The sequence below is a fragment of the Anaeromonas frigoriresistens genome, assembly GCF_016820655.1.
GTDB classification, from domain to species: Bacteria; Bacillota; Clostridia; order Tissierellales; family SIT17; genus Anaeromonas; species Anaeromonas frigoriresistens.
The window spans coordinates 1-23,996 of record NZ_WSFT01000009.1 but is presented as its reverse complement, the minus strand read 5'-3'; the positions used below and the strand labels follow the sequence as shown (position 1 = coordinate 23,996).

Here is a 23,996-nt window from a genome sequence, read left to right as displayed (position 1 = left end):
AGTTGGGGGTGTGGGGGATAAAATCCCCTGTCGCATTAGAAGGGTGCTCAGATGCACGTCTTATGCATCGTCGAAGGGAAACTAGGTTTTCTTGAGATGAGCGGACACGTTTTTAGTCCGCCTTTTTTAATTGCCAATGAATAACAAATCTCACTATAGTAAATATTATAAGGAAAGATTAAAAGAAAATAAAACTTATATAAGGAGATCTTTATGTTGATTGAAAAGTTTAAGGGATTAATAGACTTTTATTTTGTGTTATTAACTTTAGTATTAGCATTTGTTCTTTTTTTTATTGATGCAAATGATTTAAAAAAGAAAGGTTTAAAAAAAGAAAGGAAAATAGTGGTGGGGTTATCTATAGCTTTAGCAGTAATAGGACCTTTAACCTATATCATATCGATAATTTTGTAAAGATGGGAGGATTTCCTTTTGAAAAGAAAAGATAAAGAAAAAAAAGATCAGAAGCAAGAAGAAATAGAAATTCCTATTTCTAAAGACTTAAATGATAATATAGATAAAATGAAAGAAATACTAACTGACTGTGATGATGTAATATATAGAGAATTTAATGTAGGTAAAAGACAGAATTATAGATTTGCAATAGTATATGTTGATGGTCTAGTAGATAAAAAACTAGTGAGTGAATATGTATTAGAATCATTGATGCAAGTGGCTAGAGATGAAATTCCTAACCCTAGGATGGTTGGCAATAATTTATATGATTTATCAAAGGAAGGAAATATCCCTATAACAGAGGTTAAAGATTTAAAATGTCTTAAAAAGGCTATAGACAGTGTGTTGATTGGGGAAACCATAGTACTCTTAGATGGATTTAAAGAAGTGCTCTTTATATCTTCTAGAGGATGGCCTGTTCGAGGTATAAGTGAACCAGTTACAGAGAGTGTAACAAGGGGTCCGAGGGATGGATTTACTGAAACAGGGAAAGTGAATACTACCCTTATTAGAAGAAGAATAAGAGATCCTCAGCTTAAATTAAAATATAAACAAATAGGAGTAAAATCGAAAACTGATGTAGCAATAATGTATTTAGATGATGTAGTAGACAAAAACATACTAGAAGAAGTGAATAAACGGTTAGATGATATAAAAGTAGATGCTATATTGGAAAGTTCTTTTATAGAACAATTAATTGAAGACAACTGGCTTTCCCCCTTTCCTCAAATACAAGATACAGAACGTCCAGATTCAGTAGCAGCTGCTTTGTATGAAGGTAGGGTAGCCTTAGTAATTGATAATACTCCCTTTGTTCTTTTGCTACCAGCTACTTGGAATACACTATTACAAGCGGCAGAGGATTATTATGGCAGATGGTCTGCTGCTTTTATTGTAAGAATGATACGTTACGTTGCTGTACCTTTATCTTTAGTACTACCTGCTCTATACATAGCAATTACTTCATATCATCCTGGAATGCTACCAACCCAACTAGCCTTATATCTTGCTGCTACTAGGATAGATGTACCTTTTCCTGCTTTTATAGAGGCTTTTATTATGGAAGGAACATTAGAAATACTACAGGAAGCAGGAACTAGGATATCAGGACCTATTGGTACCACTATAGGTATAGTAGGAGGTCTAGTAATAGGTCAAGCGGCAGTAGAGGCTGGAATTGTTAGTCCCTTTATGATAATCATTGTAGCTTTAACTACCATAGCTTCATTTTCTCTTCCTAGCTTTGGGATCGCGGCAGGAATAAGACTTTGGAGATTTATTTTAATGGTATTAGGAGCAGTGTTGGGTTTTTATGGTATAGTCTTAGGGTTAATGGTACTTTTGACGCACTTAGTTAGCTTGAAAAGCTTTGGTATTCCTTATATGGAGCCTTATTCAAATATAATAAATGATTTTTATGATTTGAAAGATAGTATAATTCGTGTACCCCATAAATTTATGAAACTAAGACCTAAATATCTTAGGATAAAGAACAGAGTTAGGATGGATAACAGCCAAAAGGTAAACGACGTGAGTAGTGAAAGCGAGGGTGAAAACAAAGATGATAGGAAACAATGATAAGATAACAAAAGGACAAAATGCTGGACTTATCATTGGTTCAGTTTTTGGGGTGGGGATATTATCTCTTCCTAGTGATTTAGCTAAGGATTTTGGCTCTGATGGTATTATGATGTTAATAATAGGATCAGTTCTTACTATATTATTAGTCATGATTCATACTAAATTAACTTTAAAATTTACAGGTAAAACGGTAGTAGAGATAATGGATGCCCTCATTCCAAAACCTATTGGTGTGTTATTTAGTATAATATTTATACTTTTTTATATTTTCTCAGCAGCCAGTGTAGTTAGAATCTCCTCAGAGATAGTAAAAATGTTTTTATTACAGAATACCCCCTTAGAAGTTATTATCATAACTATGCTCATATCTAATGTTTATATTGCTAGAAAAGGAATTGAAACAATAGCTAGATTAGTTCAAATAATATTTCCATTGGCGATCATCCCTTTTTTCATTTTATTATTAGCAATTGTTCCTGATTTAGACTTTACTAATATTTATCCTATATTTCAAGTAGGTCCTATGGATATAGCTAAAGGAATAAAGGTGGTTATGTTTAGTTTCATAGGAACGGAGATAATATTAATCTCAACGGCTTATTTAAATGACACTAAAAAGGTCTTAAGATACAATATTTTATCTGTGGTTTTTCTTGCTGTGATATATATAACTATATTTATCGTGGTGTTAACCCAATTTGGACGGATACAAACTATGGATCTTTTATGGCCAACATTATTCTTAATGAAAACAGTAGATGTTCCAGGTACCTTTTTAGAAAATGTAGATGGAGTAGTCATAGGCCTATGGACGTTTCTTACCCTTCAAAGTTTAGCTATAATACTGATGCAAGGGAGTGTTATATTAAGTAAATCTCTTAAATTAAAAGAGACAAATTTTATGTCTATGCCATTATTACCTATAATTTATATATTGGCTCTTGTTCCGGAAAATATAGCGGCAGCCTATGAATATATTGGTCTGTTTAGTAATTACTTTGGAACTGCCATAGCTATAGTTATACCTATACTATTATTTAGTATTTCATTATTTAAGAAGAAGAAGGGAGCTAATAAAGCATGAAAAAGTCGATATTAGGACTAATGTTTTTTTTCGTTCTTTTAATGAACACTGCTTGTTGGGATAAGAAAGAAATAGAAAACAGAGCTTATATATCAGCTATAGGAATAGATTGCATAGAAGGAAAGGAGAATTCCCCTGGATTTGTACTTACCTATGAGTATCCTAACTTAGCTGCTTATGGAAAAACTGGAGAAGGTGAGCCTAGGTTTACAATAGCAGTTGAAGGAGCCACTATATCTGAGATAAGTAGACAGGTAGCAACTAGAATAGAGAATGATATGTTTTTTAGGCATTTAAAGGTAGTAATTATTGGAGAAGATGTTGCTAAAGACCAAATAAAGTTAGCTACGGTACTTAATGCTTTAGACAGGTCCCCAGATATAGGAAGAAGGATTATTATACTTATAGCTGAAGGAAAGGCCAGAGATGTGATAAATACAGAAATGAAAGAGAAACCGGTTATAGGTAGATTCATATGGGATCTTGTACAAAGAGAAAATGTAGGAGGACGGTATTATACTGAAAGCATAGGAGAATTATTTACTCATTTACATAGAAGTAAAGTGGCCATGATTGGGATAGTTATGCCTAGAGAAGAAGAGCTTAAGTTAGCAGGAGCATCTATTATCAAAGATATTAAAATGATCGGGAAATTAGATGAAACAGATACTACATCAGTGCTAATACTCAGAGAAAAAATAAATAATGAGGATGTTACTATTATTAGAGATTCAGGAAGATATGTTATAACATATATTATTGAAAATTTTAATATTGAAAAAAGTATGAAAATTAAGGATGGTAGTATAAAGTTTACTTATGATATAGAAAATGAAGGTTATATTGAAGAATATTTAGAGCCAGGTACTATTGCTTTAGATACAGATATATTAGATACTAAAAAAATAAAAGAAATTGAAAAAGAGTTAAATAATGAAATTGAAACAAAAATATTAAATACTATAAATAAATTACAAGATGAATTTGCAACGGATATTATAGGAATAGAAGACTATATTAGTAAGAGAGAACCTGACTTATGGAAAGAACTAGAAGATAATTGGGAGGAAGAGTTCAGAAAAATTGATTTTCAAGTAAATGTAAATAGTAAAATAAGAAGAGTAGGACTAACAGAATAATTTTTTTAAAAATTATTCTAGAAAAATATATAAAATAGGTTTAAAAATTACCTTTTATGCTAATACTTTATATTAATAAAGGGAGTGGGAGTGGACAAACATTGGAATAAATTCCCTAGAAATAGGAGGTATTAAGATGAAAGGTAAAACAAAGATTGTAATTAATATTATATTAATAATTGGCATATTGATAGGGGTAGCAGCAGTATCCTTAGCTGAGGTCTATAAAAATGTAGATGGTTATAAAGAAAAGTTGATTAGACTCCATGTTATAGCCAATAGTGATACTAAAGAGGATCAAAGTATAAAGCTACAAATAAGAGATAAGATCATTGAGGAAATGACACCGAAATTTGAAAAGTCTAAATCTATTAGAGAAACTAGAGAAGTTTTATCTAATAATATGGATATTATACAAAAAATAGCAAAAGAAGAATTACATAGAATAGGTAAGGAATATGATGTGAAGGTATATTTTGGAGATTATGATTTCCCAACTAAAACCTATGGAGGATTTACACTTCCGGCAGGAAACTATACAGCTCTTAGAGTGGTATTAGGTGAAGGAAAAGGAGAAAATTGGTGGTGTGTTATGTTCCCGCCCCTATGTTTCTTAGATATGGATAATGGAGTACCCAGTGAAGAAACAGAAAAGAATATGACTGAAGTTTTATCAGAAGAAGAATATAATATGATAAATAATAATGAAAATTCTCAAGATGTCCCAGTTAAAATAAAATTCAAATTAGTAGAAGTATTAGAACGAAATAGGACTAAACTAGCTAAGATGTTTGATAGTGGCATATAAAAAAGAAAGGGTTAACCCTTTCTTTTTTATATATGTATAATCTTAGTCCTTCTGACAAAAAATATAGTAAAAATTCAAAGTAATTTATGAGGAGGACTAAAATGAAAAAACTAATAATAATTACATCTATATTTTTATTAGTATTAATACCTTTCAATTTATTTTTTATCCAAAGAATGAATGGTAAAGAGACTACCTCCTATACAACTGTAGCCAGAGCCCCAAGGGTAATATATTGGGGATCATCAGGAAGTGCAGTAAGAGAGGCTCAACAGAGATTAAAGGATTGGGGATATTATAATGGGGCTATTGATGGAGTATATGGAGCTCAAACCTATAGGGCTACTCGAGAGTTCCAAAGGAGAAATGGCATAGCTGTAGATGGAATCATAGGTCCATCAACGGCTAATGCATTAGGAATATCCTTAGGAGGGACTCAATCTACTGGTGGAGGTGGAAGTGGAGGAGTTACAAGAGATGATAATGTATATCTTTTAGGTAGAGCAATTCATGGAGAGGCTAGAGGAGAGCCCTATGTTGGTAAGGTTGCCATAGCTGCAGTCATATTAAATAGGGTTGAAAGTCCAACATTTCCAAATTCAATAGCAGGAGTTATCTATCAACCCTTAGCTTTTACTGCAGTAGCTGATGGGCAAATCAATTTAACTCCCGATGCAGAATCCTTAAGGGCAGCTAGGGATGCGTTAAATGGTTGGGATCCTTCCTATGGATGTCTTTATTATTGGAATCCAGCTACAGCTACTAGTAAATGGATATGGTCTAGAGAAAAAGTCATCGAGATAGGTAAACACTGGTTCGGAAACTAAAAGGGAGGTTGAAAATGAGATATAGAAAAGGTCTTCTACCCACCTTCTTAGCCATAGCATTAGTGGTTGCGGGAGTATGGGGATATAATCAATATAGAGAGAAAAACTATTATAAAGATCAGTTAGTTAATCAATATCAAAGAATGTTTTATGATATGAAGGATAATATAGAAACAGTACAGACCTCTTTATCTAAGACTCTAGTATCTACATCAGAAGAGAGTGATGTATTATTACTTAGCCAAATATATCAACAGGCATTTTTTGCCCATGATAAATTGTCACAACTTCCAGTAGGGCATCAAAATATAGCCAAGACTGAAAAATTTCTAACTCAAGTGGCTGACTATAGTTATTCAATGATAGGTAGATATATGAAGGGTGATAAACTAGATGATAAGGAAAGACAGACTTTATTTAAATTACAAGATTATACTCAGCAATTAACAACTGAATTACAAGGAGCCCATGATAAAATAATGAAGGGCAACTTGACAATGTTCAAGGTAAGACAGGGTCAAAAGGAAGAAATAGGGGATGCTAATGAAGATATTTTAGATACCCAAATGCAAAAATATGAAGAAGAACAGATGACGGATTATCCTGAATTAATATATGATGGACCCTTCTCAGATCAAGTACTAAATGTTAAACCTAAAGGTCTAGGAGAAGGAACAGTAGATGAAAATGAAGCAGAAAAAATAGCTCTAGATTTCATAGGGGTTAAAAATCCAGAAGAGATAAATATGTTTAATAAAGGAGAATCTACTGGTAGCTCTAATATTGATGCCTATACCTTTAGTATAACTCCTAAAGGTGAGGAAAGTAGTGTAATTGTAGGAGTTAGTGTAAAAGGCGGCAAGGTAGTATGGATGGAGAATCCTAGAAATGTTGAAAATAAGAAACTCAGTGACAAAGAAGCCTTAAGGATAGCTAAAGAGTTTTTGGATAAAAATGGTTATACTAATATGCAAGCTAATTATAGTACAAAATATGAGGATTCTATAGTTTATAATTTTGTATATGAACAAAATGGAATCCCAATTTACACAGATTTGATAAAGGTAAAAGTAGCTCTAGATAATGGGGAAGTAATAGGAGTAGACGCGTCTAACTTCCTTAAGAGTAATCATGAGAGAGAATTACTAAAACCTAAGATTAGTGAGAAAGAAGCAAAGGATAAAATTAGGATTGGATTTGAAATTAAAAAGGTCCGGTTAGCAGTTATACCTGATAATGGCAACAGAGATGTATTATGCTATGAATTTAGTGGTACATATAAAGGATCAGATTTCATAGTATATATAAATGCATTAGATGGTAGCCAAGAGGATATCCTTAGAATAATACAAGATGAAAATGGAACATTAATGATGTAGAGTAAAACCTGAGATAAAATATCTCAGGTTTTTTCTTGTCTACTCTATTCAAAAGACAATATATACAATAAAATATAAATAAGAAGTTATTTAATCGGGGGTGTAAATATGGAGAAGAATAAATTGATAAGGGTAGAAGATTTAAGCAAAGAATATAAAATGGGAGAAGTAACGGTAAATGCTCTAAAAAAAGTTTCCTTTGATATAAATGAAGGGGAATTTGTAGTAATTGTAGGGCCCAGTGGCTCTGGGAAAAGTACTCTATTAAATATTATAGGAGGGATGGACACTCCAACAGAAGGAAAAGTCTTTATAGGAGATGAAGATATAACAAAATATAATGATAAATCCCTTACTAGTTATAGAAGAGATAAAGTGGGATTTGTATTTCAGTTTTATAATTTAATGGCGAACCTAACAGCAGAAGAAAATGTGGAGTTAGCAACAGAGATATGTAAAGATCCATTAAAAATAGCAGAAGTGTTAGAAAGTGTGAATTTATCAGATAGAAAAGGACATTTTCCATCTCAAATGAGTGGTGGAGAACAACAAAGGGTAGCTATTGCTAGGGCGGTAGCTAAAAATCCCCTTATATTATTATGTGATGAACCTACAGGAGCACTAGATTATAAGACAGGAAAATCTATATTGTCCTTACTAAATAAAATCAATAAAGACTATAAAAAGACTGTAGTTATAATTACCCATAACTCACCAATCTCAAAAATGGGGGATAGAGTTATAAAGATGAGAAGTGGAAAAATAGTAGACAATAAAGTTAATGAAAATCCTATTTCTCCAGAAAGGATCGAATGGTAATGAAAAAATTAGATTTAAGACTATTAAGGCTTATTAAAAATTCTAAAGGTCAATTTATTGCGATAACTGTCCTAATAATCATTGGACTTATAATATACACTGGATTAAGTATGGCAGCGATCAATTTAGAAGAGTCTATAGATACATATTTTAATAGAATGAATTTTAGTGATCTTTTTATAGAGGCAGTAGAACTATCTGATGGAGATATCGAGAAAATCCAACAGATTACCGATGTATCTAAAGTTGAAGGAAGGATAGTAGTAGATGTTCCTTTTAAAGATGAAGATCAAGATGCAAAGGTGAGGTTAATATCTCAAGGAAAGGATAAAGAAATAAATAAGCTATATACGGTAAAGGGAGATAAAAATATAGAGAAAAAGGAAGTTTTAATGCTAAAGCAATTTGCTGAAGCTAGAAGTCTAGATGTGGGAAATGATATAACATTAGAAATAGGAGGAAAGGATATTATATTTACTATTAAAGGAATAGTATCCAGTCCTGAATATATCTATTTGATGGAAGATGAACAAAGTCTTCTTCCAACTCCTAAGAAGTTTGGAGTAGTATATATGGATGAGAAATACTTAGAAGAGATATTAGGATATAGTGGTGTTTACACCGAAGCCTTAGTAACATCAAAAAATACAGAGAACTTAGAAGTATTAAAAGAAGAAATAGAAGATCAGATGAAAGGATCTAAAATTAGAAGAATATATCCTAGAGAAGATCAGTTGAGTAATAGAATGGTTCATGAAGAGATAAAAGGACTTAAACAGGTATCTAGTACGATACCGCTATTATTTCTAGGGGTAGCAGGGATTATAATAGCTGCATTGATATCTAGAATGATAAGAAATGATAGGATGTCTATCGGTGTAATGAAGTCCTTAGGATATAATAATAGAAAAATATTAGCCCACTACACTAAATTATCCTTAAGTTTAGGTCTGATAGGATCAGTTATAGGGATATTATTAGGAAGTTTATTAGCTAATCAGATGGCTAAAATGTATCTCAATTTCTTTAATATCCCCTTCTTGGAGGGAAGATTTTATCCGGAATTCACCCTATATGGCATCATATTATCTGTGATGTTTTGTGTATTAGCTGGACTATGGGGAGCTAGAAAGGTATTAAAGATAGATCCAGCTGAATCCATGAGACCAGATCCTCCTAAAAAAGGCGGTAGGGTATTTGTAGATAGGATAGGATTTTTATGGAGAAGATTAAACTTTAGTGAGAAGATGGTATTTAGGAACATATTCAGAAATAAGAAAAGATTTATATTCTTAAGTTTAGGAATAGCTATAACATTCTCTATAGTTATAATGCCCTTTGCAATGCTAGATGCAATGAATACAATGTTTGATAAACACTACACTGACTTTCAATTAATGGAGTATAATATAAACTTTAATAGACCTATGACGGGAGATGTAATAGAGGATATAAAAGAAGAATTACAAATAGGTAAAATAGAGAATAAGATTGAGTATCCTTTTGAAATAATTAATGAAGAAAAAGAAAAAGTTGTGACTATAATAGGATTAGAGGAAAATACAGAGTTTTATGATTTTACTTCAGTTAAAGGAGATGATATAGAATTACCGAAGAAGGGTATTTTATTATCAGAGGGATTAGCAAAAGTCTTGGATCTAGAAGAAGGAGATAATATTGAAATCAAAACCTTCAATAATGACGAAAATATTAAAGTAGAAGTTAAAGGTATAATAAGACAGTCTCTAGGAAGTAATGGATATATGAATATATCTCAAATGAGAGAAGAATTTATCGGCAGTAATATCACCACTGGAGTATATATAAACTCTGATGAAGATGTTAAAAATAGATTAGATGATCTAGAATATGTATCCTTTATCCAATCAACAAAGGATATGATAAATATATATATGGAGTTTACAGATTTAATTATATTGAGTTTAGGCATCATGCTATTGGCCGGAGGAATCTTAGGATTCGTTATCATATATAATTCAACAATAATGAATATAGCTGAGAGAAGATTAGAATTTTCTTCTTTAAGAGTATTAGGACTATCTAAAAAAGAAATATTCAAGATAGTTACTAAGGAAAATGCTATAATGACTATAACGGGAATTTTATTAGGTATCCCTTTGGGATTATATATGATTAAATATTTAGAGAGTATGTATAGTACTGATATATATACATTGAGAGTAGATATATCCTTACTTAGTTATTTAGGATCTATCCTTGCAACGGTTATATTTGTAATTATTGCTCAATTAGCAACCTATAGAAAAATAAAGAATCTAGACTTTATAGAAGCTCTTAAAAACAGAATTACTTGATAAATTACTATATAAATTATAAACTATGGGATGTGAAATAAACTAAGAAATATAGTCCTAGATAAGAGAGGAAGATATAATGAAAGATGTAATGGTAAAGATATTAGGTACTCAAAAAACAGATGATGGTGAGAGTAATAAAATAGAATTAACAACAGAAGGAAAATTCTATAAAAAGAATAATTTTTATTATGTAGTATATGATGAAACTGAGATATCTGGCATGGAGGGATCCACTACTACATTAAAGATAAAAGATGATGAAGTATGGATGAAAAGATTTGGACAGAATAACTCTAAATTATCCTTCAAAAAGGGTGACAGATATAATACCGAATATACCACAGCTTATGGTAATTTAAATATGGAAGTAACTACCCAAAAGGTAAATGTAGATATAAGCGATGAAGGTAAAGGTGATCTTAGCTTGAAATATAGACTTATAATATCTAATACAATGGAAAGTCTAAATACATTAGATATTACTTTTTCATAAAAACATTAATAATTGGCATCAATTGATGCCAATTATTTTGCAACAGGTGCCGAAAATTAAGCATAGGAGGATAATGATGAAAAATATTTTTTTTAGAGAAAATATATTTGAAATACTTAACTATATAGAAGAAGGTATTCAAATAATTGATGAAAAGGGTAAAATATTATATTTTAATAAATCAGCTCAAAATCTTGATGAGTTAGATGTAGAAAAAACCTTAGGTAGACATATATTTGAAGTCTATCCATCCCTATCCCATGATACCAGTACTCTTATAAAGGTAATGCAGACTGGTAGTCCTATATTTGAGGCAGAACAGACTTTTGTCAATTATAAAGGAGATAAGATAACCACAATAAACACCTCAATTCCTATCAAAGAAAAAGGAAGAATAAAGGGGGCCATTGAGTTATCTAGAGATATAACCAAAGTTCGAGAATTATCAGAGAGAATAGTAGATCTTCAATCTAAATTATATAAAGAAACTAAAGATCCTAAGGAGAATAAAGAAAGAGCTAAATATACATTTGTTGATATAATAGGGCAAAATGCAAAGATGCTTAAACTTAAAGCAATGGCATTAAGGGCATCTCAAACTTCTTCTCCAGTACTTATATATGGTGAAACTGGGACAGGAAAGGAACTATTAGTTCAATCAATCCATAATGCCAGTGGCAGAAAAAACAAACCTTTTATTGCTCAGAACTGTGCAGCCCTACCTGCTAATTTACTTGAGGGGATCCTATTTGGTACAGTAAAGGGAGGTTTTACCGGAGCTGAGGATAGGCCAGGTTTATTTGAATTAGCCAATAAGGGTACATTATTTCTTGATGAGATAAACTCCATGCCCCTAGAACTTCAAGCAAAAATGTTAAGGGTGCTACAAGATGGTAGTATAAGACGACTAGGCTCAACAAAGACTATTGATGTGGATGTTAGAGTGATTACTGCAACTAATACTGAGCCTGAACAAGCAATGGATGAAAAACTAATTAGAAAAGATTTATTCTATAGACTTAGTGTAATAAACCTTAAAATACCTCCTTTAAGAGAAAGAAAGGATGATATCCCAGTATTAGTAGAGTATTTCATTGATAAATATAATAGAAAACTAGATACATCTGTTGATAATATATCAAAAGAAGTCTTAGACATATTTAATAAATATGATTGGCCAGGAAATATTAGAGAGCTTGAACATGTGATCCAAGGAATATTGTCTATAGAGGAGACTCATATAATAAAAAGAGAACATCTTCCTTATCAGTTTGGAGAATTTATTGATACTATTTCACTAGATGAGGAAGTGCAACCATTAAATAAGGCAGTAGAGGAACTGGAGAAAAAAATAATATTAGATGGTTTGAATAAAACCCATTGGAATATCAGTAAAACAGCAGATATTATATCAATACCGAGACAGACATTACAATATAAGATGAAGAAGTATGGATTAAAAAACTCCTAAGAAATGAATCTTAGGAGTTTTTTGAAGGATAAAAAGTATATTATTTAACAATAACCATTAATTAATGCCCAAAATCCAGCACAATTAATCAAATATAAGAAATTTTTACCCAGTTTCTTTGATAATAAACACTCAATATTCAGAATATAAATAGTATTACGAATATGTAAAAATAGTAAAAAGAAAAAGTTAACCAAGGCTAATACTTATTTTGAGGCTATTATTATTAACAATACCAGTATAATAAAAGTTAATTTTCTCTATTTTAGATTGTTAATTTATTAACTACATTGAAAGTGGCATGCTATTTGCAACTATATTACAAGTAGGAAAACATTTTCGAAATAAATAAAAATATAAAAAATCTAAGGAGGCGTTATTATGAAAAAAGGATGTAAATTTGGAACTCATAGAGTAATTGAACCTAAGGGCACGTTACCTCAACCAGCTACAAAAATAGATAACAACATGGAGATTTATGACAATGAAATTCTTATTGATGTTCAAACATTAAATGTTGACTCAGCTAGTTTTACTCAAATAAAAGAAGAAGCTGGAGGAGATATTGAAAAAATCAAAGAAATAATGAAGGGTATAGTTGAATCTAGAGGAAAGCACCAAAATCCAGTAACAGGATCCGGTGGAATGCTTATAGGAACTGTTGAAAAAATAGGTCCAGCTTTAGAAGGAAAAACTGATCTTAAAGTAGGAGATAAGATAGCAACTTTAGTTTCTTTATCATTAACCCCTTTAAGAATTGATGAAATAGTAGAAGTAAGAAAAGATATTGATCAAGTTGATATAAATGGAAAAGCTATACTATTTGAAAGTGGAATATATGCAGTATTACCTTCTGATATTCCAGAGAATTTAGCATTATCAGTACTAGATGTTGCTGGAGCACCAGCTCAAACTGCAAAATTAGTTAAACCAGGAGATACTGTATTAGTTATTGGTGGAGCAGGAAAGTCTGGAATGCTTTGTTTATATGAAGCAAAGAAAAGAGTAGGAGTAACTGGTACAGTTATTTGCCTAGGGTATAGTGAAAAGAGTATTGAGAGAGTTAAAGCGTTAGGATTAGCTGATCATTATATAGTAGGGGATGCTACTAATGCAGTAGATGTAATGAATAGAGTAAGTGAATTAACTGATGGGAAAATGGCTGATATAACTATAAACAATGTTAATGTGCCAAATACTGAAATGGGAAGTATATTAGCTACTAAAGATGATGGAACAATCTATTTCTTCAGTATGGCAACGAGCTTTACTAAAGCAGCTTTAGGAGCAGAAGGAGTAGGAAGAGACTCAAACATGATTATGGGTAATGGATATACAAAAGGACACGCTGAAATAGCACTTCAAATAATGAGAGAAAACGAAGAATTAAGAAAAGTATACGAAGAACTATACGCATAAATTAAAAGGGGGCTAATGAAATGAACTATAAAAATATTGAAATTTGGAAAAATGTTAAAGAAGAAGATTGGAACGATTGGCAGTGGCAAGTAAGAAATAGAATAGATACTATTGAAGATTTGAAAAAAATAATAAACATTACTAAAGAAGAAGAAGAAAGAATCTCTAAAGTTTTAGAGAAATTTAGAATGGGTATTACTCCATACTATGCTTCATTAATGGATGAAAATGATCCTAACTGTCCAGTTAGACTTCAAGCAGTACCTCAAGTATTAGAAACACACATGGGAGCAGCAGATATGGAGGATCCCCTTCATGAAGATACTGACTCTCCAGTACCTGGATTAACTCATAGATATCCTGATAGAGTACTTCTTTTAATAACAGATCAATGCTCAATGTATTGTAGACATTGTACTAGAAGAAGATTTGCAGGACAACAGGACTCAGCTATGGGAATGGACAGAATAGAAAGAGCTATAGAATATATCAGAAATACTCCAGGAGTTAGAGACGTATTATTATCTGGAGGAGATGCTTTATTAGTTTCTGATGAAAGACTTGAAAAAATAATTAAAGAGTTAAGGGAAATTCCTCACGTAGAAATAATAAGAATAGGTTCAAGAGCACCAGTTGTTATGCCTCAAAGAATAACTGAAGATCTTGTAAATATGCTTAAAAAATATCATCCAGTATGGTTGAACACTCATTTCAATCATCCAAAAGAAATCACTGAAGAATCTACAAGAGCTATAGAGTTATTAGCTAATGCTGGAGTACCATTAGGAAACCAATCTGTACTTCTCAGAGGAGTAAATGATTGTGTTCATACTATGAGAGATTTAGTTCATAAATTAGTTAAAATTAGAGTAAGACCATACTACATCTATCAATGTGATTTATCTATGGGAATCGAGCATTTCAGAACTTCTGTAGGTAAAGGTATTGAGATTATAGAGGGTCTTCGTGGTCATACTTCAGGTTATGCAGTACCAACATTTGTTGTAGATGCTCCTGGTGGCGGTGGAAAGATTCCAGTAATGCCAAACTATGTAGTATCTAGATCATCAAACAAGCTTATCTTAAGAAACTTTGAAGGGGTTATTACTACTTATACTGAGCCAGAAGTAAAAGAATCTGCTTGTAAATGTGATGTGTGTACTGGTAAAGAAGATCATAAATTAACTGGTGTAGCGGGATTATTAGAAGGTCATGATATAGCTCTAGAGCCTACTAAGCTTGCAAGAAATGAAAGAGCAAAGAATAGAATGACTACAGCTGAGTAAAAGTTTAAGTCTGTCATCCTGAGCGAAGGCGAAGGATCTTAAGATTCTTCACTCCGTTCAGAATGACAAATTAATAATACAAACCAAATAAAAGGAGGGCAGGCTGGAATGGAGTTAATTGGTTTAATACATCAAAAGTATAAAATAGTCTCAATAATAGGAATGGCAAAAAATGCAGGAAAAACAGTTGCACTAAATCGAATAATAGAAGATGCATATGATAGAGATATAAATCTAGGTATCACATCTACTGGGAGAGATGGGGAACGGACAGATGTATTAACCAATACAGAAAAACCAGCCATATACGCCTCCGATGGCAATATTATAGCAACAACTACTGGTAGTATTGATAGAAGCGATGCTACTATTGAAATAATAGAAATAACAAAATACAGATCTCCTATGGGAAATATAGTCTTAGGAAGAGTGATAGATGGAGGATATATAGAAATCGCTGGACCTCAAACTATAAAGGAGATGAAGGACATATCTGATAGGATACTGGAATTAGGAGCAGAGTTAGTCTTAGTTGATGGTTCCTTAAACAGAATAGCTGTGGCAGACCCTACTATAACCGAAGGAGCAGTATTAGCTACTGGAGCGGTACTTAGCAGAAGTATGGATAGGGTTATAGAAGAGACTCTGCATAAGAAAACTCTTTTAGGACTTCCTGAAATTGAAGAAAACTTAAAAGAAAAATTAGATGGAACTAAGGATATATGTATTATAGATGAAAGTTATAACATTAATAAATTAGATATAAAAACATCATTAAACTCTGGAAAAATAATAGCAGATAATATAGATGAAACTAGCAAGTATATATTTATCCCGGGGTCTTTGGTAACTAAGACATTAAAGGATATCACTGAATCTTCTAAATTATATAAGGATGTTACTATAGTAGTTCCGGATGGGACAAAGGTTTTTATAGGGCCTAAAGATTGGTTAAAGTTCATGAAAAGAGGAGTTAAAGTTAAAGTGATAAACACTATTAATGTTGTAGCAATAACATTAAACCCCTATTCACCATTAGGATATTACTTTAACCCAGAAGATTTTAGAGAAAAAATGAGTAGCTATATAAAGGATTTGCCTGTATTTGATGTGATGATGTAAGGAGGTGGAATTTTGATTAAATATATGAATGATGATACAAAATCACTGATTGGCTTTAACTATGTGATGAATAAACTTCAATTATTAACTCCCTATGGGAGAGATAAAAAAAGAGAAATAACTCCCTATTTTGATAAGAATGAGCTTGAAGAGGAGTTAAAAAAGGTTGGAGTAATTACAAAAAGTGTTGAAGAAAACAAAAACATATTTAATCAGATAAAATCCCTTCTAGCTCATATTAAAGATATCAGACATTCCCTATATAGGGCCCAAAATGATCAAATACTTACAGTGATAGAGCTTTATGAGATAAAGAGCTTTGTATCCTTTATAGATGATATTGAAGGATTAACCCAAAAATTATCCTTTACCATGTATGATGATATGAAGGTTCAATCATCAGAAGAATTAAAATCTCTATTTGATCCTCAAGATAAAAATCTTCAAACCTTCTATATTTATGATGAATATTCTCAAGAATTAACAAATATAAGGGAAGAAAAAAGAGCTTTAGGACGGGATATAAAATTAAGGAAGAATGAAAAAAGAAGTAGGTTAAAAAAAGAGCTTAATATTAGAATTAACCCTAAAGGTGAAGTTATAGTTCCTAAGGAAGATGTATCATTAAATGGAATCATATCAGAGCACTCAGACTTTGAGTATTTATCAGAAAGCTATATGTCTATAAGATATAGAGTAGTAGATGGAATTGAAATAGAAGAATTACTAAATAGATTAGAACAACTTAAAGAATTAGAAGAAGAAGAAGAATTAAGAATAAGAGAAAGATTGTCAAAAGAAATAGCAAGAAATCTACCTCTTATAAATAACAATATTGAAGCTATAGCCAATTTTGACTTAAAAATAGCAAAAGCTTACCTTGCATTAAGTCTTAACTGTAGTCAACCTAAAATAATAACCGAAAATAAGATTGATATAGTTGAAGGGGTTCACCCTGAAGTTCAAGATGAACTTAATAGACGTAGAGGAAAATTCATACCAATATCAATAGATCTTAAGTCTGGAGCCACATGTATCACTGGAGCCAACATGGGAGGTAAAACCATCACACTAAAAATCATAGCCCTTCTTACTGCTATGGCACAATATGGATTACTAGTTCCCGCAAAATATATGGAAGTATCTATAGTAGATTATATATATGTCTCTATAGGAGATTTGCAATCAATCGATTCAGGCCTTAGCACCTTTGGGGGAGAAATAAATCAGGTGAAAAGTGCCTTAAGGGAAAGTGATAAGAACGGACTTATATTAATCGATGAATTAGCGCGAGGGACAAATCCAAAGGAGGGCTATGCAATATCCAAAGCCATAGTTAAATTTCTTTTAGATAAACCCTCTATTAGTGTGATAACAACTCACTATGATAATGTGGCTAATACTTCAGGTGTAGCCCATTATCAAGTAGTAGGATTGGAAAACTTAGACTATGATAGACTTAAGGAAGAAATGATCAATTATGATAGATATGGTATTGATATGATAAGTGAGTATATGGACTATAGATTAAAAAGAGTAGAAGATAATACCCAAGTGCCTAGGGATGCATTAAATATTGCTAGGTTTATGGGACTTCAAGAAGAAATATTAGATTTAGCCGAAGAAATATTAATGAAAGGGGAGACAAACTATGAAGAGTAAATTAAATCTTGATTTTAATGTAGTAGATAGTGCAAGAAATGCTGCAAATAATATCGCTGAAGATGTTCAAGAATTTATCGATAAGCACTCTACGGTATCTGTAGAAAGAACAGTAGCTAGACTATTGGGTATTGACGGAGTAGACGAAATAGAAAGACCATTACCAAACGTAGTAGTAGATAATGTTAAAGAAGGAGGAGGACTAAATAAAGGTATAGCCTATTGGATAGGTAATGCTATGATTCATACAAAAGAAAGTCCCCAAAAAGTAGCAGAAATGGTTAGTGCAGGAGATATTGACTTAACTAAGCTACCTATAGCATCTGATGAAGATATATACAAAGTAATAGATGGTATAGCAAAAGATACAACAGAAAGAATTAGACAAAATAGAATTAAAAGAGAAGAATATATTGAGAATTTAGGAGAAGGAACAAAGCCTTATCTTTATGTTATAGTTGCAACAGGAAATATCTATGAAGATATAGTTCAAGCTCAAGCAGCGGCTAGACAGGGAGCAGACATCATAGCTGTAATCAGAACTACTGCTCAAAGTTTATTAGATTATGTACCTTATGGTCCTACTACTGAAGGATTTGGAGGAACATATGCAACTCAAGAAAACTTCAGACTTATGAGAGAAGCCCTTGATGAAGTGGGAGAAGAAGTTGGAAGATATATAAGACTTTGTAACTACTGCTCAGGATTATGTATGCCAGAGATTGCAGCAATGGGAGCATTAGAAAGACTTGATGTAATGCTTAACGATGCTTTATATGGAATATTATTTAGAGATATAAATATGCAAAGAACATTAGTAGACCAGTACTTCTCTAGAATCATCAATGGATATGGTGGAGTTATCATAAATACAGGAGAAGATAACTACCTTACTACAGCTGATGCAGTAGAGGAAGCTCATACAGTATTAGCATCTCAATTTATGAATGAGCAATTTGCCCTAAAAGCTGGAATACCAGAAGAACAAATGGGATTAGGTCATGCTTTTGAGATGGATCCTAATTTAGAAAATGGATTTTTACTTGAATTATCTCAAGCTCAAATGGCAAGAGAGATATTCCCTAATGCCCCTCTTAAATATATGCCTCCAACAAAGTTTATGACAGGAAATATATTTAAAGGACATCTTCAAGATGCAATGTTTAACCTTGTATCCGTATGGACTAATCAAGGTCTACAGTTGTTAGGTATGCCTACAGAAGCAATCCATACACCACATCTTCAAGATAGAATGCTATCTATAGAAAATGCAAAATACATTTTTAATAATGCAAGAAACATAGGAGATGAAATTGAATTCAAAGATGGTGGAATGATTCAAACAAGAGCTCAGAATGTATTAAAAGATGCAGATGAACTTCTTAAGGATATAGAGCAAGAAGGACTATTCTCTACTATAGAAAAAGGTAAATTTGCAGCAGTTAAGAGACCAAGAGATGGTGGAAAAGGTCTTGATGGAGTTATCACTAAGGGTGAAGGATACTACAATCCATTCATTAAACTAATGCTTGGAGGTGACAGATAATGGCTGTAGAAAAGGTAGATTTAACAAGGGTAAAACCTTATGGAGATACATTAAATGATGGTATGATGCAAACATCTTTTACATTACCAATTCCTTATAATGATGAGTCAAAGGAAGCGGCTAGACTATTAGCTAAAAAAATGGGTTTAGAAGATCCTGAAGTAGTACATTATGCTGACCTAGGAGTAGGTTACACTTTCTTTGTAGTATACGGTAAATGTCAACACACTATTGACTATACTAAAATTGAAGTTCCTAAGGTTGAAGTTGATTCCATGGATAAATATGGAGTAGAAGATTATATAAAAGAAAATATAAAAAGAGATATAACAATAATAGGAGCATGCACTGGTACGGATGCTCACACTGTTGGAATTGATGCCATAATGAATATGAAAGGCTTTGATGGTCATTATGGATTAGAAAGATATAAAGGAATAGAAGCTATAAATATGGGGAGTCAAGTACCCAATGAAGAACTAGTAGCAAAGGCTATAGAATTAGATGCCGATGCGATATTAGTATCTCAAATAGTTACACAGAAAAATGTTCACATCCCAAACCTTACTGAACTAGTAGAATTACTTGAGGCAGAAGGTTTAAGAGATAAGATCGTATTAGTATGCGGGGGTCCTAGATTATCCCATGAATTAGCCAAAGAGTTAGGCTATGATGCAGGATTTGGAACAGGAAGCTTTGCAAATGATGTGGCAAGCTTTATAGTTACAGAAATAGTGGAAAGAGATTTAGTATAATGTATAAGGGTTAACTTGAATTTCAAGTTAACCCTTTTTATTAGTTTATCGTATCTCATAAAAGCTAGATAATCCAAGCTTAAAAATATATTCGAAGTTCTCATTATTTATTGTTTGATATTTTAACTTAGGTATTGATTCATCAAGTAATGCACCTAATATCTCTTTATCATCTATCGTAGCAGGAAATATATCAGAGTCTACATTGATTATTCTCCATTCTTCTCCTTGTTGTTCAAAAGTATATCTCTTAGTAGTTATCATTCCTGTGTCCTTACCATTATTATCCTTAAAAATAGTTTTAGAATAAACATACTTCCAATCATAAATGCCTGCATCATAAGATTTAGAGAAGCCAATAATTACTTCTGGATTATTAGTCCCAAGCTCCTTTCTAACTCTCACTAACTCATCCTGCAAACTGCTTAATTCTTTTTCAGATAAACCTTTGATATCAGATACTTTATACTCTTTTCCATTTGCACCGAATATAAGGGTATCATCATAAGAAGCTAAATAATCTGCAGATACAATATTTTGAACTGAAGATTCAAACTCATCATATGATATTTTAAGGGAATTAAGATAAGCTTGATGTTGTTCTAGTATGTTTGCTTTATCAGTAAGTTCATCATGATTATCAGCCTTAGTAGAACCTATAGGGTTTGTAAGTCCTATAAATGCCAATATCACAACTAATCCAATCCCTATCACCGACCATATAAATGGATGCTTTTTAAATTGAGTGATCATTTTAATTCTCCTTTTTATTCCTGATTTTGACCTTAATATAGAAGATGTTCCTGGGATGTAATACTTATTAGAGAACATTTCTAATAAGCTTATAATTGTCATTCCATATTCTTTATGTTCATCTTTACTTAAATGGGATAAAACTGTAGCATCACAGGATATTTCACAATCCTGTCTCATTTTATGAAAAGAGAACCAGACTACAGGATTAAACCAATGTATACTTTGAATAATAACCATTATCCAATTAGTTACTGTATCTAATCTCTTTACGTGGGAGAGTTCGTGTAAGAATATATATCTTATTTCTTCATTAGATAATTTATTTATCATTTTCTCCGGGAAGACCAATTGTATCTTTATAAATGAAATTAAAGTGGGGGTATGTATATTTTTACTTGTTATTAAAGGTATAGACCTATGTATATTCATTTCTTTTTTACACTCTTCCCAAAGGGATAACATTTGTTCACTATTACTTACAGATTCCTTTCTAAGATTAAACCATAGCTTCATATTTGCGAAGATCGTATATAGAATCAATATAATTATCCCTACTAACCATATGACGGATAATATACTCATGTAAGAAATGTTATTCTCTATAGATTTAGTAACTAATGAATTACCTTCTTTAGGTGTTATATCTGTTGTATTAGTCTTAGGTAGTAGTTCATTGGTTTGTTCACTGCTAGAATAACTCTCCTTAGCAATATTATTTTCATTAGAACTACTTTCACTAGAATATGTATTAGGAGAGGACTCCTTTTGAATATCTTCTTGTAGAACTTTAACAGATGCATTAGTATCATCAAAAAGGTTAAATATGCTGATTGAACTTTCTGGAGCAAGGGGCATAATCAATCGTATGAGCAATATAAACCAAATATAATAACTCCAATGGGCATTCAATTGTTTTTTTAATATTTTCTTCAAAAAGAGTATTAACACAGCTAAAATACTACCCATTGCTGATGATAAAAGTATAAACTTAAATATTTGCTCTAGACTCATATTATCCCCACCTATTCTTTATTTTTGTCTATAATTTCTTTTAGTTCATCTAAATCCTTTTGACTTAAGCTTTGTTCTTTAATGAAATTTTGTACTAATAGATTAAAGGATCCATTAGCTACCTTTTGTAATAAGCTTTCAGTTTCTGCCTTGATACATTCACTTTCTTTAACTATAGGGGTATAGATGTAAGTTCTGTTATCTACAATGTAGTCTATAGCTTTTTTATCTACCAATCGTCTTAATAGGGTTTTCACCGTTTTAGATTTCCATTCTGTATTACTTTCTAATTCTTTATAAACTTCCATAGCTGTCATGGGTTTATTTTCCCATAAAACCTTCATTACTTGCCATTCAGCATCAGAGATCTGAGGTATATCCTTCATAATTTTACCCTCCTTATTAATAGATTACAGATGTAGTCTTTATATATAGATTACATCTGTAATCATAAAAAGTCAAGGCAAATATTTAACTTTTTCTATTATAATACAAAAGTATTGAGTGATATGGATCTTCTTATATGGTAAAATAAGGATAAGACATGACGCTACTAATTAATGAATGAAGGATATGAGGCATGCCTATTTTAGATGGAATTCTAATGGCAATAATTTTTTTCTCAGAGGATTGATAGTAATTATAGCTAAATATATCCTTTCAAATATAGTTTCTGAAAAAACTCAAAATATTTTAATTATTATATCTGTAGTATTTATCCTTTCTATAGCTATTTATATAAAAAATGAGTCTAAAGAATTTGTGAAACTAGAACATGAAGTAATGTGGATATCTACTGAGGATAGTATTGACTTAATAAAAGTTACTGATAAATCCCGTATATATAGAATTTTAGATAATATTGGAAATGTATCTTTTGAATTTAAGTATGCAAATAGAGAGTTTGACGTAGATTTAGATAATCCTGACTACAAAATTAAATTAGATAATAGTAAACAAAAAGTAATAATACTTCAAATGTGGTTATGGAAAGATGAAGAGTCTAATAAACTTATTATTTTTAATACTGAAGGCAGATACGGATATATAAGGGAAGAAGATAAATTAGAAATGATAAACCTTTTAAAAAGGGAATAATAAAAAGGATAAAGTAGAAAAATACTTTATCCTTTTTATTAAGGCTCTGCTATAGTTAAATTTCGATCATTATATACATATTTTAGAATATCTTATAAATGGCATATAAAAATTCTTTTGTGTCACAACGCCATTTTTAGTACGAAACCATACATTATTTCATTTTGGAATCCAATAACAAATAGAACATTTGGAAAATATTGATTATAATTTAAAAGGATTCAATGCTTTTATATAGAAATTAAGAATTAGATTTGTAGTTGTAAATTTAATTGTAACAAAAAATATATTGTATAGAAAAGGAGAGATGTTTATTATGTATGAATATAAGGTTTTTAAATGGAATCTCAGTACTTTAACTCTTACTGAGGAGTTAGAAAATATTTTAAATGATTATGGAAAAGAAGGGTGGAGAATATTTGATATAAAGTTTGGAAATAGAACTGTTTTTTTTACTAACCCAAATAAAAATGAAACTACTATTATTCTTGAAAGAGTTAAAGAAAATTAAGATACTATATTTTAAACTATGTTGCAAGGGTTTTAAATCATCCGTTTAATAATAGTTATTCTTGGGGGGTAATATTAGCAGGTATCTTTTCATGCACTGTTGGAGTCGGGGTTTATTTAAAAGAATTAAAACAAAAGATTAAATAAGAACTATATCACAAAGAATGCCGCTATATAAAAGTATGTCTTGATTGTAGTATAATGTGACGAGTTTATTGGAGGTATTGTTTTGAGTATTATCGCCCGCACCCTCATTACTTCAGTGATGAGTTAAGGCGATATTTTTTTAATAGATATAACATATGATAAAAAGTAATTCATATGAATAATAGTTATATAGTAGAATATACTAGCAACATATGATATAATAGAAATAGGTGATGATATGAATAACAATGTAAGTTACGGAAGAGGTTATGTTTACTCAATCCAATA

The 23,996-nt window shown here is 31.4% G+C and carries 21 protein-coding genes; 19 read left to right on the top strand and 2 right to left on the bottom strand.

Annotated features, from left to right (window positions below; all coding sequences use genetic code 11):
- The first annotated feature begins 213 nt into the window (after positions 1-213).
- The 17 genes from GOQ27_RS01035 to kamE all read left to right on the top strand — a co-directional run bounded on the left by GOQ27_RS01035 (position 214) and on the right by kamE (position 20,186).
- Positions 214-414, top strand: coding sequence for a CLC_0170 family protein (locus GOQ27_RS01035; RefSeq protein WP_203364955.1), 201 nt, complete (start codon positions 214-216; stop codon positions 412-414).
- A gap of 18 nt (positions 415-432) precedes the next feature.
- A complete protein-coding gene (locus GOQ27_RS01030; protein ID WP_425475000.1) occupies positions 433-2,034 on the top strand; it encodes a spore germination protein in 1,602 nt (533 codons plus the stop codon).
- Positions 2,018-3,121, top strand: a complete 1,104-nt coding sequence (locus GOQ27_RS01025) for a GerAB/ArcD/ProY family transporter (RefSeq protein ID WP_203364954.1) — start codon at positions 2,018-2,020, stop codon at positions 3,119-3,121. The genes GOQ27_RS01030 and GOQ27_RS01025 overlap by 17 nt, the downstream gene beginning before the upstream one ends.
- Positions 3,118-4,260, top strand: a complete 1,143-nt coding sequence (locus GOQ27_RS01020; RefSeq protein ID WP_203364953.1) for a Ger(x)C family spore germination protein — start codon at positions 3,118-3,120, stop codon at positions 4,258-4,260. The genes GOQ27_RS01025 and GOQ27_RS01020 overlap by 4 nt, the downstream gene beginning before the upstream one ends.
- 136 nt (positions 4,261-4,396) lie before the next feature.
- Positions 4,397-5,068, top strand: coding sequence for a stage II sporulation protein R (spoIIR, locus tag GOQ27_RS01015; RefSeq protein ID WP_203364952.1), 672 nt, complete (start codon positions 4,397-4,399; stop codon positions 5,066-5,068).
- Between the two features lie 101 nt (positions 5,069-5,169).
- Complete coding sequence (gene sleB / locus GOQ27_RS01010) at positions 5,170-5,895, top strand: spore cortex-lytic enzyme (RefSeq protein ID WP_203364951.1); 726 nt, start codon at positions 5,170-5,172, stop codon at positions 5,893-5,895.
- Between the two features lie 14 nt (positions 5,896-5,909).
- Positions 5,910-7,274, top strand: coding sequence for a germination protein YpeB (ypeB, locus tag GOQ27_RS01005; RefSeq protein ID WP_203364950.1), 1,365 nt, complete (start codon positions 5,910-5,912; stop codon positions 7,272-7,274).
- Positions 7,275-7,382: 108 nt separating this feature from the next.
- Positions 7,383-8,093, top strand: a complete 711-nt coding sequence (locus GOQ27_RS01000; protein ID WP_203364949.1) for an ABC transporter ATP-binding protein — start codon at positions 7,383-7,385, stop codon at positions 8,091-8,093.
- Positions 8,093-10,429 carry an ABC transporter permease gene (locus tag GOQ27_RS00995; RefSeq protein ID WP_203364948.1) on the top strand — a complete coding sequence of 779 codons (2,337 nt, stop codon included), beginning with the start codon at positions 8,093-8,095 and terminating at the stop codon, positions 10,427-10,429. Before GOQ27_RS01000 ends, GOQ27_RS00995 begins: the two co-directional genes overlap by 1 nt.
- 79 nt (positions 10,430-10,508) lie before the next feature.
- A complete protein-coding gene (locus tag GOQ27_RS00990) occupies positions 10,509-10,925 on the top strand; it encodes a YwiB family protein (protein ID WP_203364947.1) in 417 nt (138 codons plus the stop codon).
- Positions 10,926-11,001: 76 nt separating this feature from the next.
- Complete coding sequence (locus GOQ27_RS00985; RefSeq protein ID WP_252187703.1) at positions 11,002-12,396, top strand: sigma-54 interaction domain-containing protein; 1,395 nt, start codon at positions 11,002-11,004, stop codon at positions 12,394-12,396.
- 381 nt (positions 12,397-12,777) lie between these two features.
- Complete coding sequence (gene kdd, locus GOQ27_RS00980; protein ID WP_203364945.1) at positions 12,778-13,815, top strand: L-erythro-3,5-diaminohexanoate dehydrogenase; 1,038 nt, start codon at positions 12,778-12,780, stop codon at positions 13,813-13,815.
- 20 nt (positions 13,816-13,835) lie between these two features.
- Positions 13,836-15,101 carry a lysine 2,3-aminomutase gene (gene kamA, locus GOQ27_RS00975; protein ID WP_203364944.1) on the top strand — a complete coding sequence of 422 codons (1,266 nt, stop codon included), beginning with the start codon at positions 13,836-13,838 and terminating at the stop codon, positions 15,099-15,101.
- A 108-nt stretch (positions 15,102-15,209) separates the two neighbouring features.
- Positions 15,210-16,223 carry a lysine 5,6-aminomutase reactivase subunit KamB gene (gene kamB, locus GOQ27_RS00970; RefSeq protein ID WP_203364943.1) on the top strand — a complete coding sequence of 338 codons (1,014 nt, stop codon included), beginning with the start codon at positions 15,210-15,212 and terminating at the stop codon, positions 16,221-16,223.
- 12 nt (positions 16,224-16,235) lie between these two features.
- Positions 16,236-17,885: a lysine 5,6-aminomutase reactivase ATPase KamC gene (kamC, locus tag GOQ27_RS00965; protein ID WP_203364942.1), complete on the top strand. Its 1,650-nt coding sequence runs from the start codon at positions 16,236-16,238 to the stop codon at positions 17,883-17,885.
- A complete protein-coding gene (kamD, locus tag GOQ27_RS00960) occupies positions 17,875-19,431 on the top strand; it encodes a lysine 5,6-aminomutase subunit alpha (RefSeq protein WP_203364941.1) in 1,557 nt (518 codons plus the stop codon). Before kamC ends, kamD begins: the two co-directional genes overlap by 11 nt.
- Positions 19,431-20,186, top strand: coding sequence for a lysine 5,6-aminomutase subunit beta (gene kamE, locus GOQ27_RS00955; RefSeq protein WP_203364940.1), 756 nt, complete (start codon positions 19,431-19,433; stop codon positions 20,184-20,186). The genes kamD and kamE overlap by 1 nt, the downstream gene beginning before the upstream one ends.
- A gap of 45 nt (positions 20,187-20,231) precedes the next feature.
- On the opposite strand, the gene GOQ27_RS00950 is transcribed toward kamE, so the two are convergent.
- Positions 20,232-21,953, bottom strand: coding sequence for a M56 family metallopeptidase (locus tag GOQ27_RS00950; RefSeq protein ID WP_203364939.1), 1,722 nt, complete (start codon positions 21,951-21,953; stop codon positions 20,232-20,234).
- Positions 21,954-21,964: 11 nt separating this feature from the next.
- A complete protein-coding gene (locus GOQ27_RS00945; RefSeq protein WP_203364938.1) occupies positions 21,965-22,339 on the bottom strand; it encodes a BlaI/MecI/CopY family transcriptional regulator in 375 nt (124 codons plus the stop codon).
- Between the two features lie 178 nt (positions 22,340-22,517).
- On the opposite strand from GOQ27_RS00945, the gene GOQ27_RS00940 reads away from it, so the two are divergent.
- Together GOQ27_RS00940 and GOQ27_RS00935 are read left to right on the top strand one after the other, a co-directional pair.
- The gene (locus tag GOQ27_RS00940; protein ID WP_203364937.1) at positions 22,518-23,051 is read left to right on the top strand and encodes a hypothetical protein; all 534 of its coding nucleotides are present in this window, start codon (positions 22,518-22,520) and stop codon (positions 23,049-23,051) included.
- 316 nt (positions 23,052-23,367) lie between these two features.
- Complete coding sequence (locus GOQ27_RS00935; RefSeq protein WP_203364936.1) at positions 23,368-23,562, top strand: DUF4177 domain-containing protein; 195 nt, start codon at positions 23,368-23,370, stop codon at positions 23,560-23,562.
- Positions 23,563-23,996 lie beyond the last annotated feature (434 nt).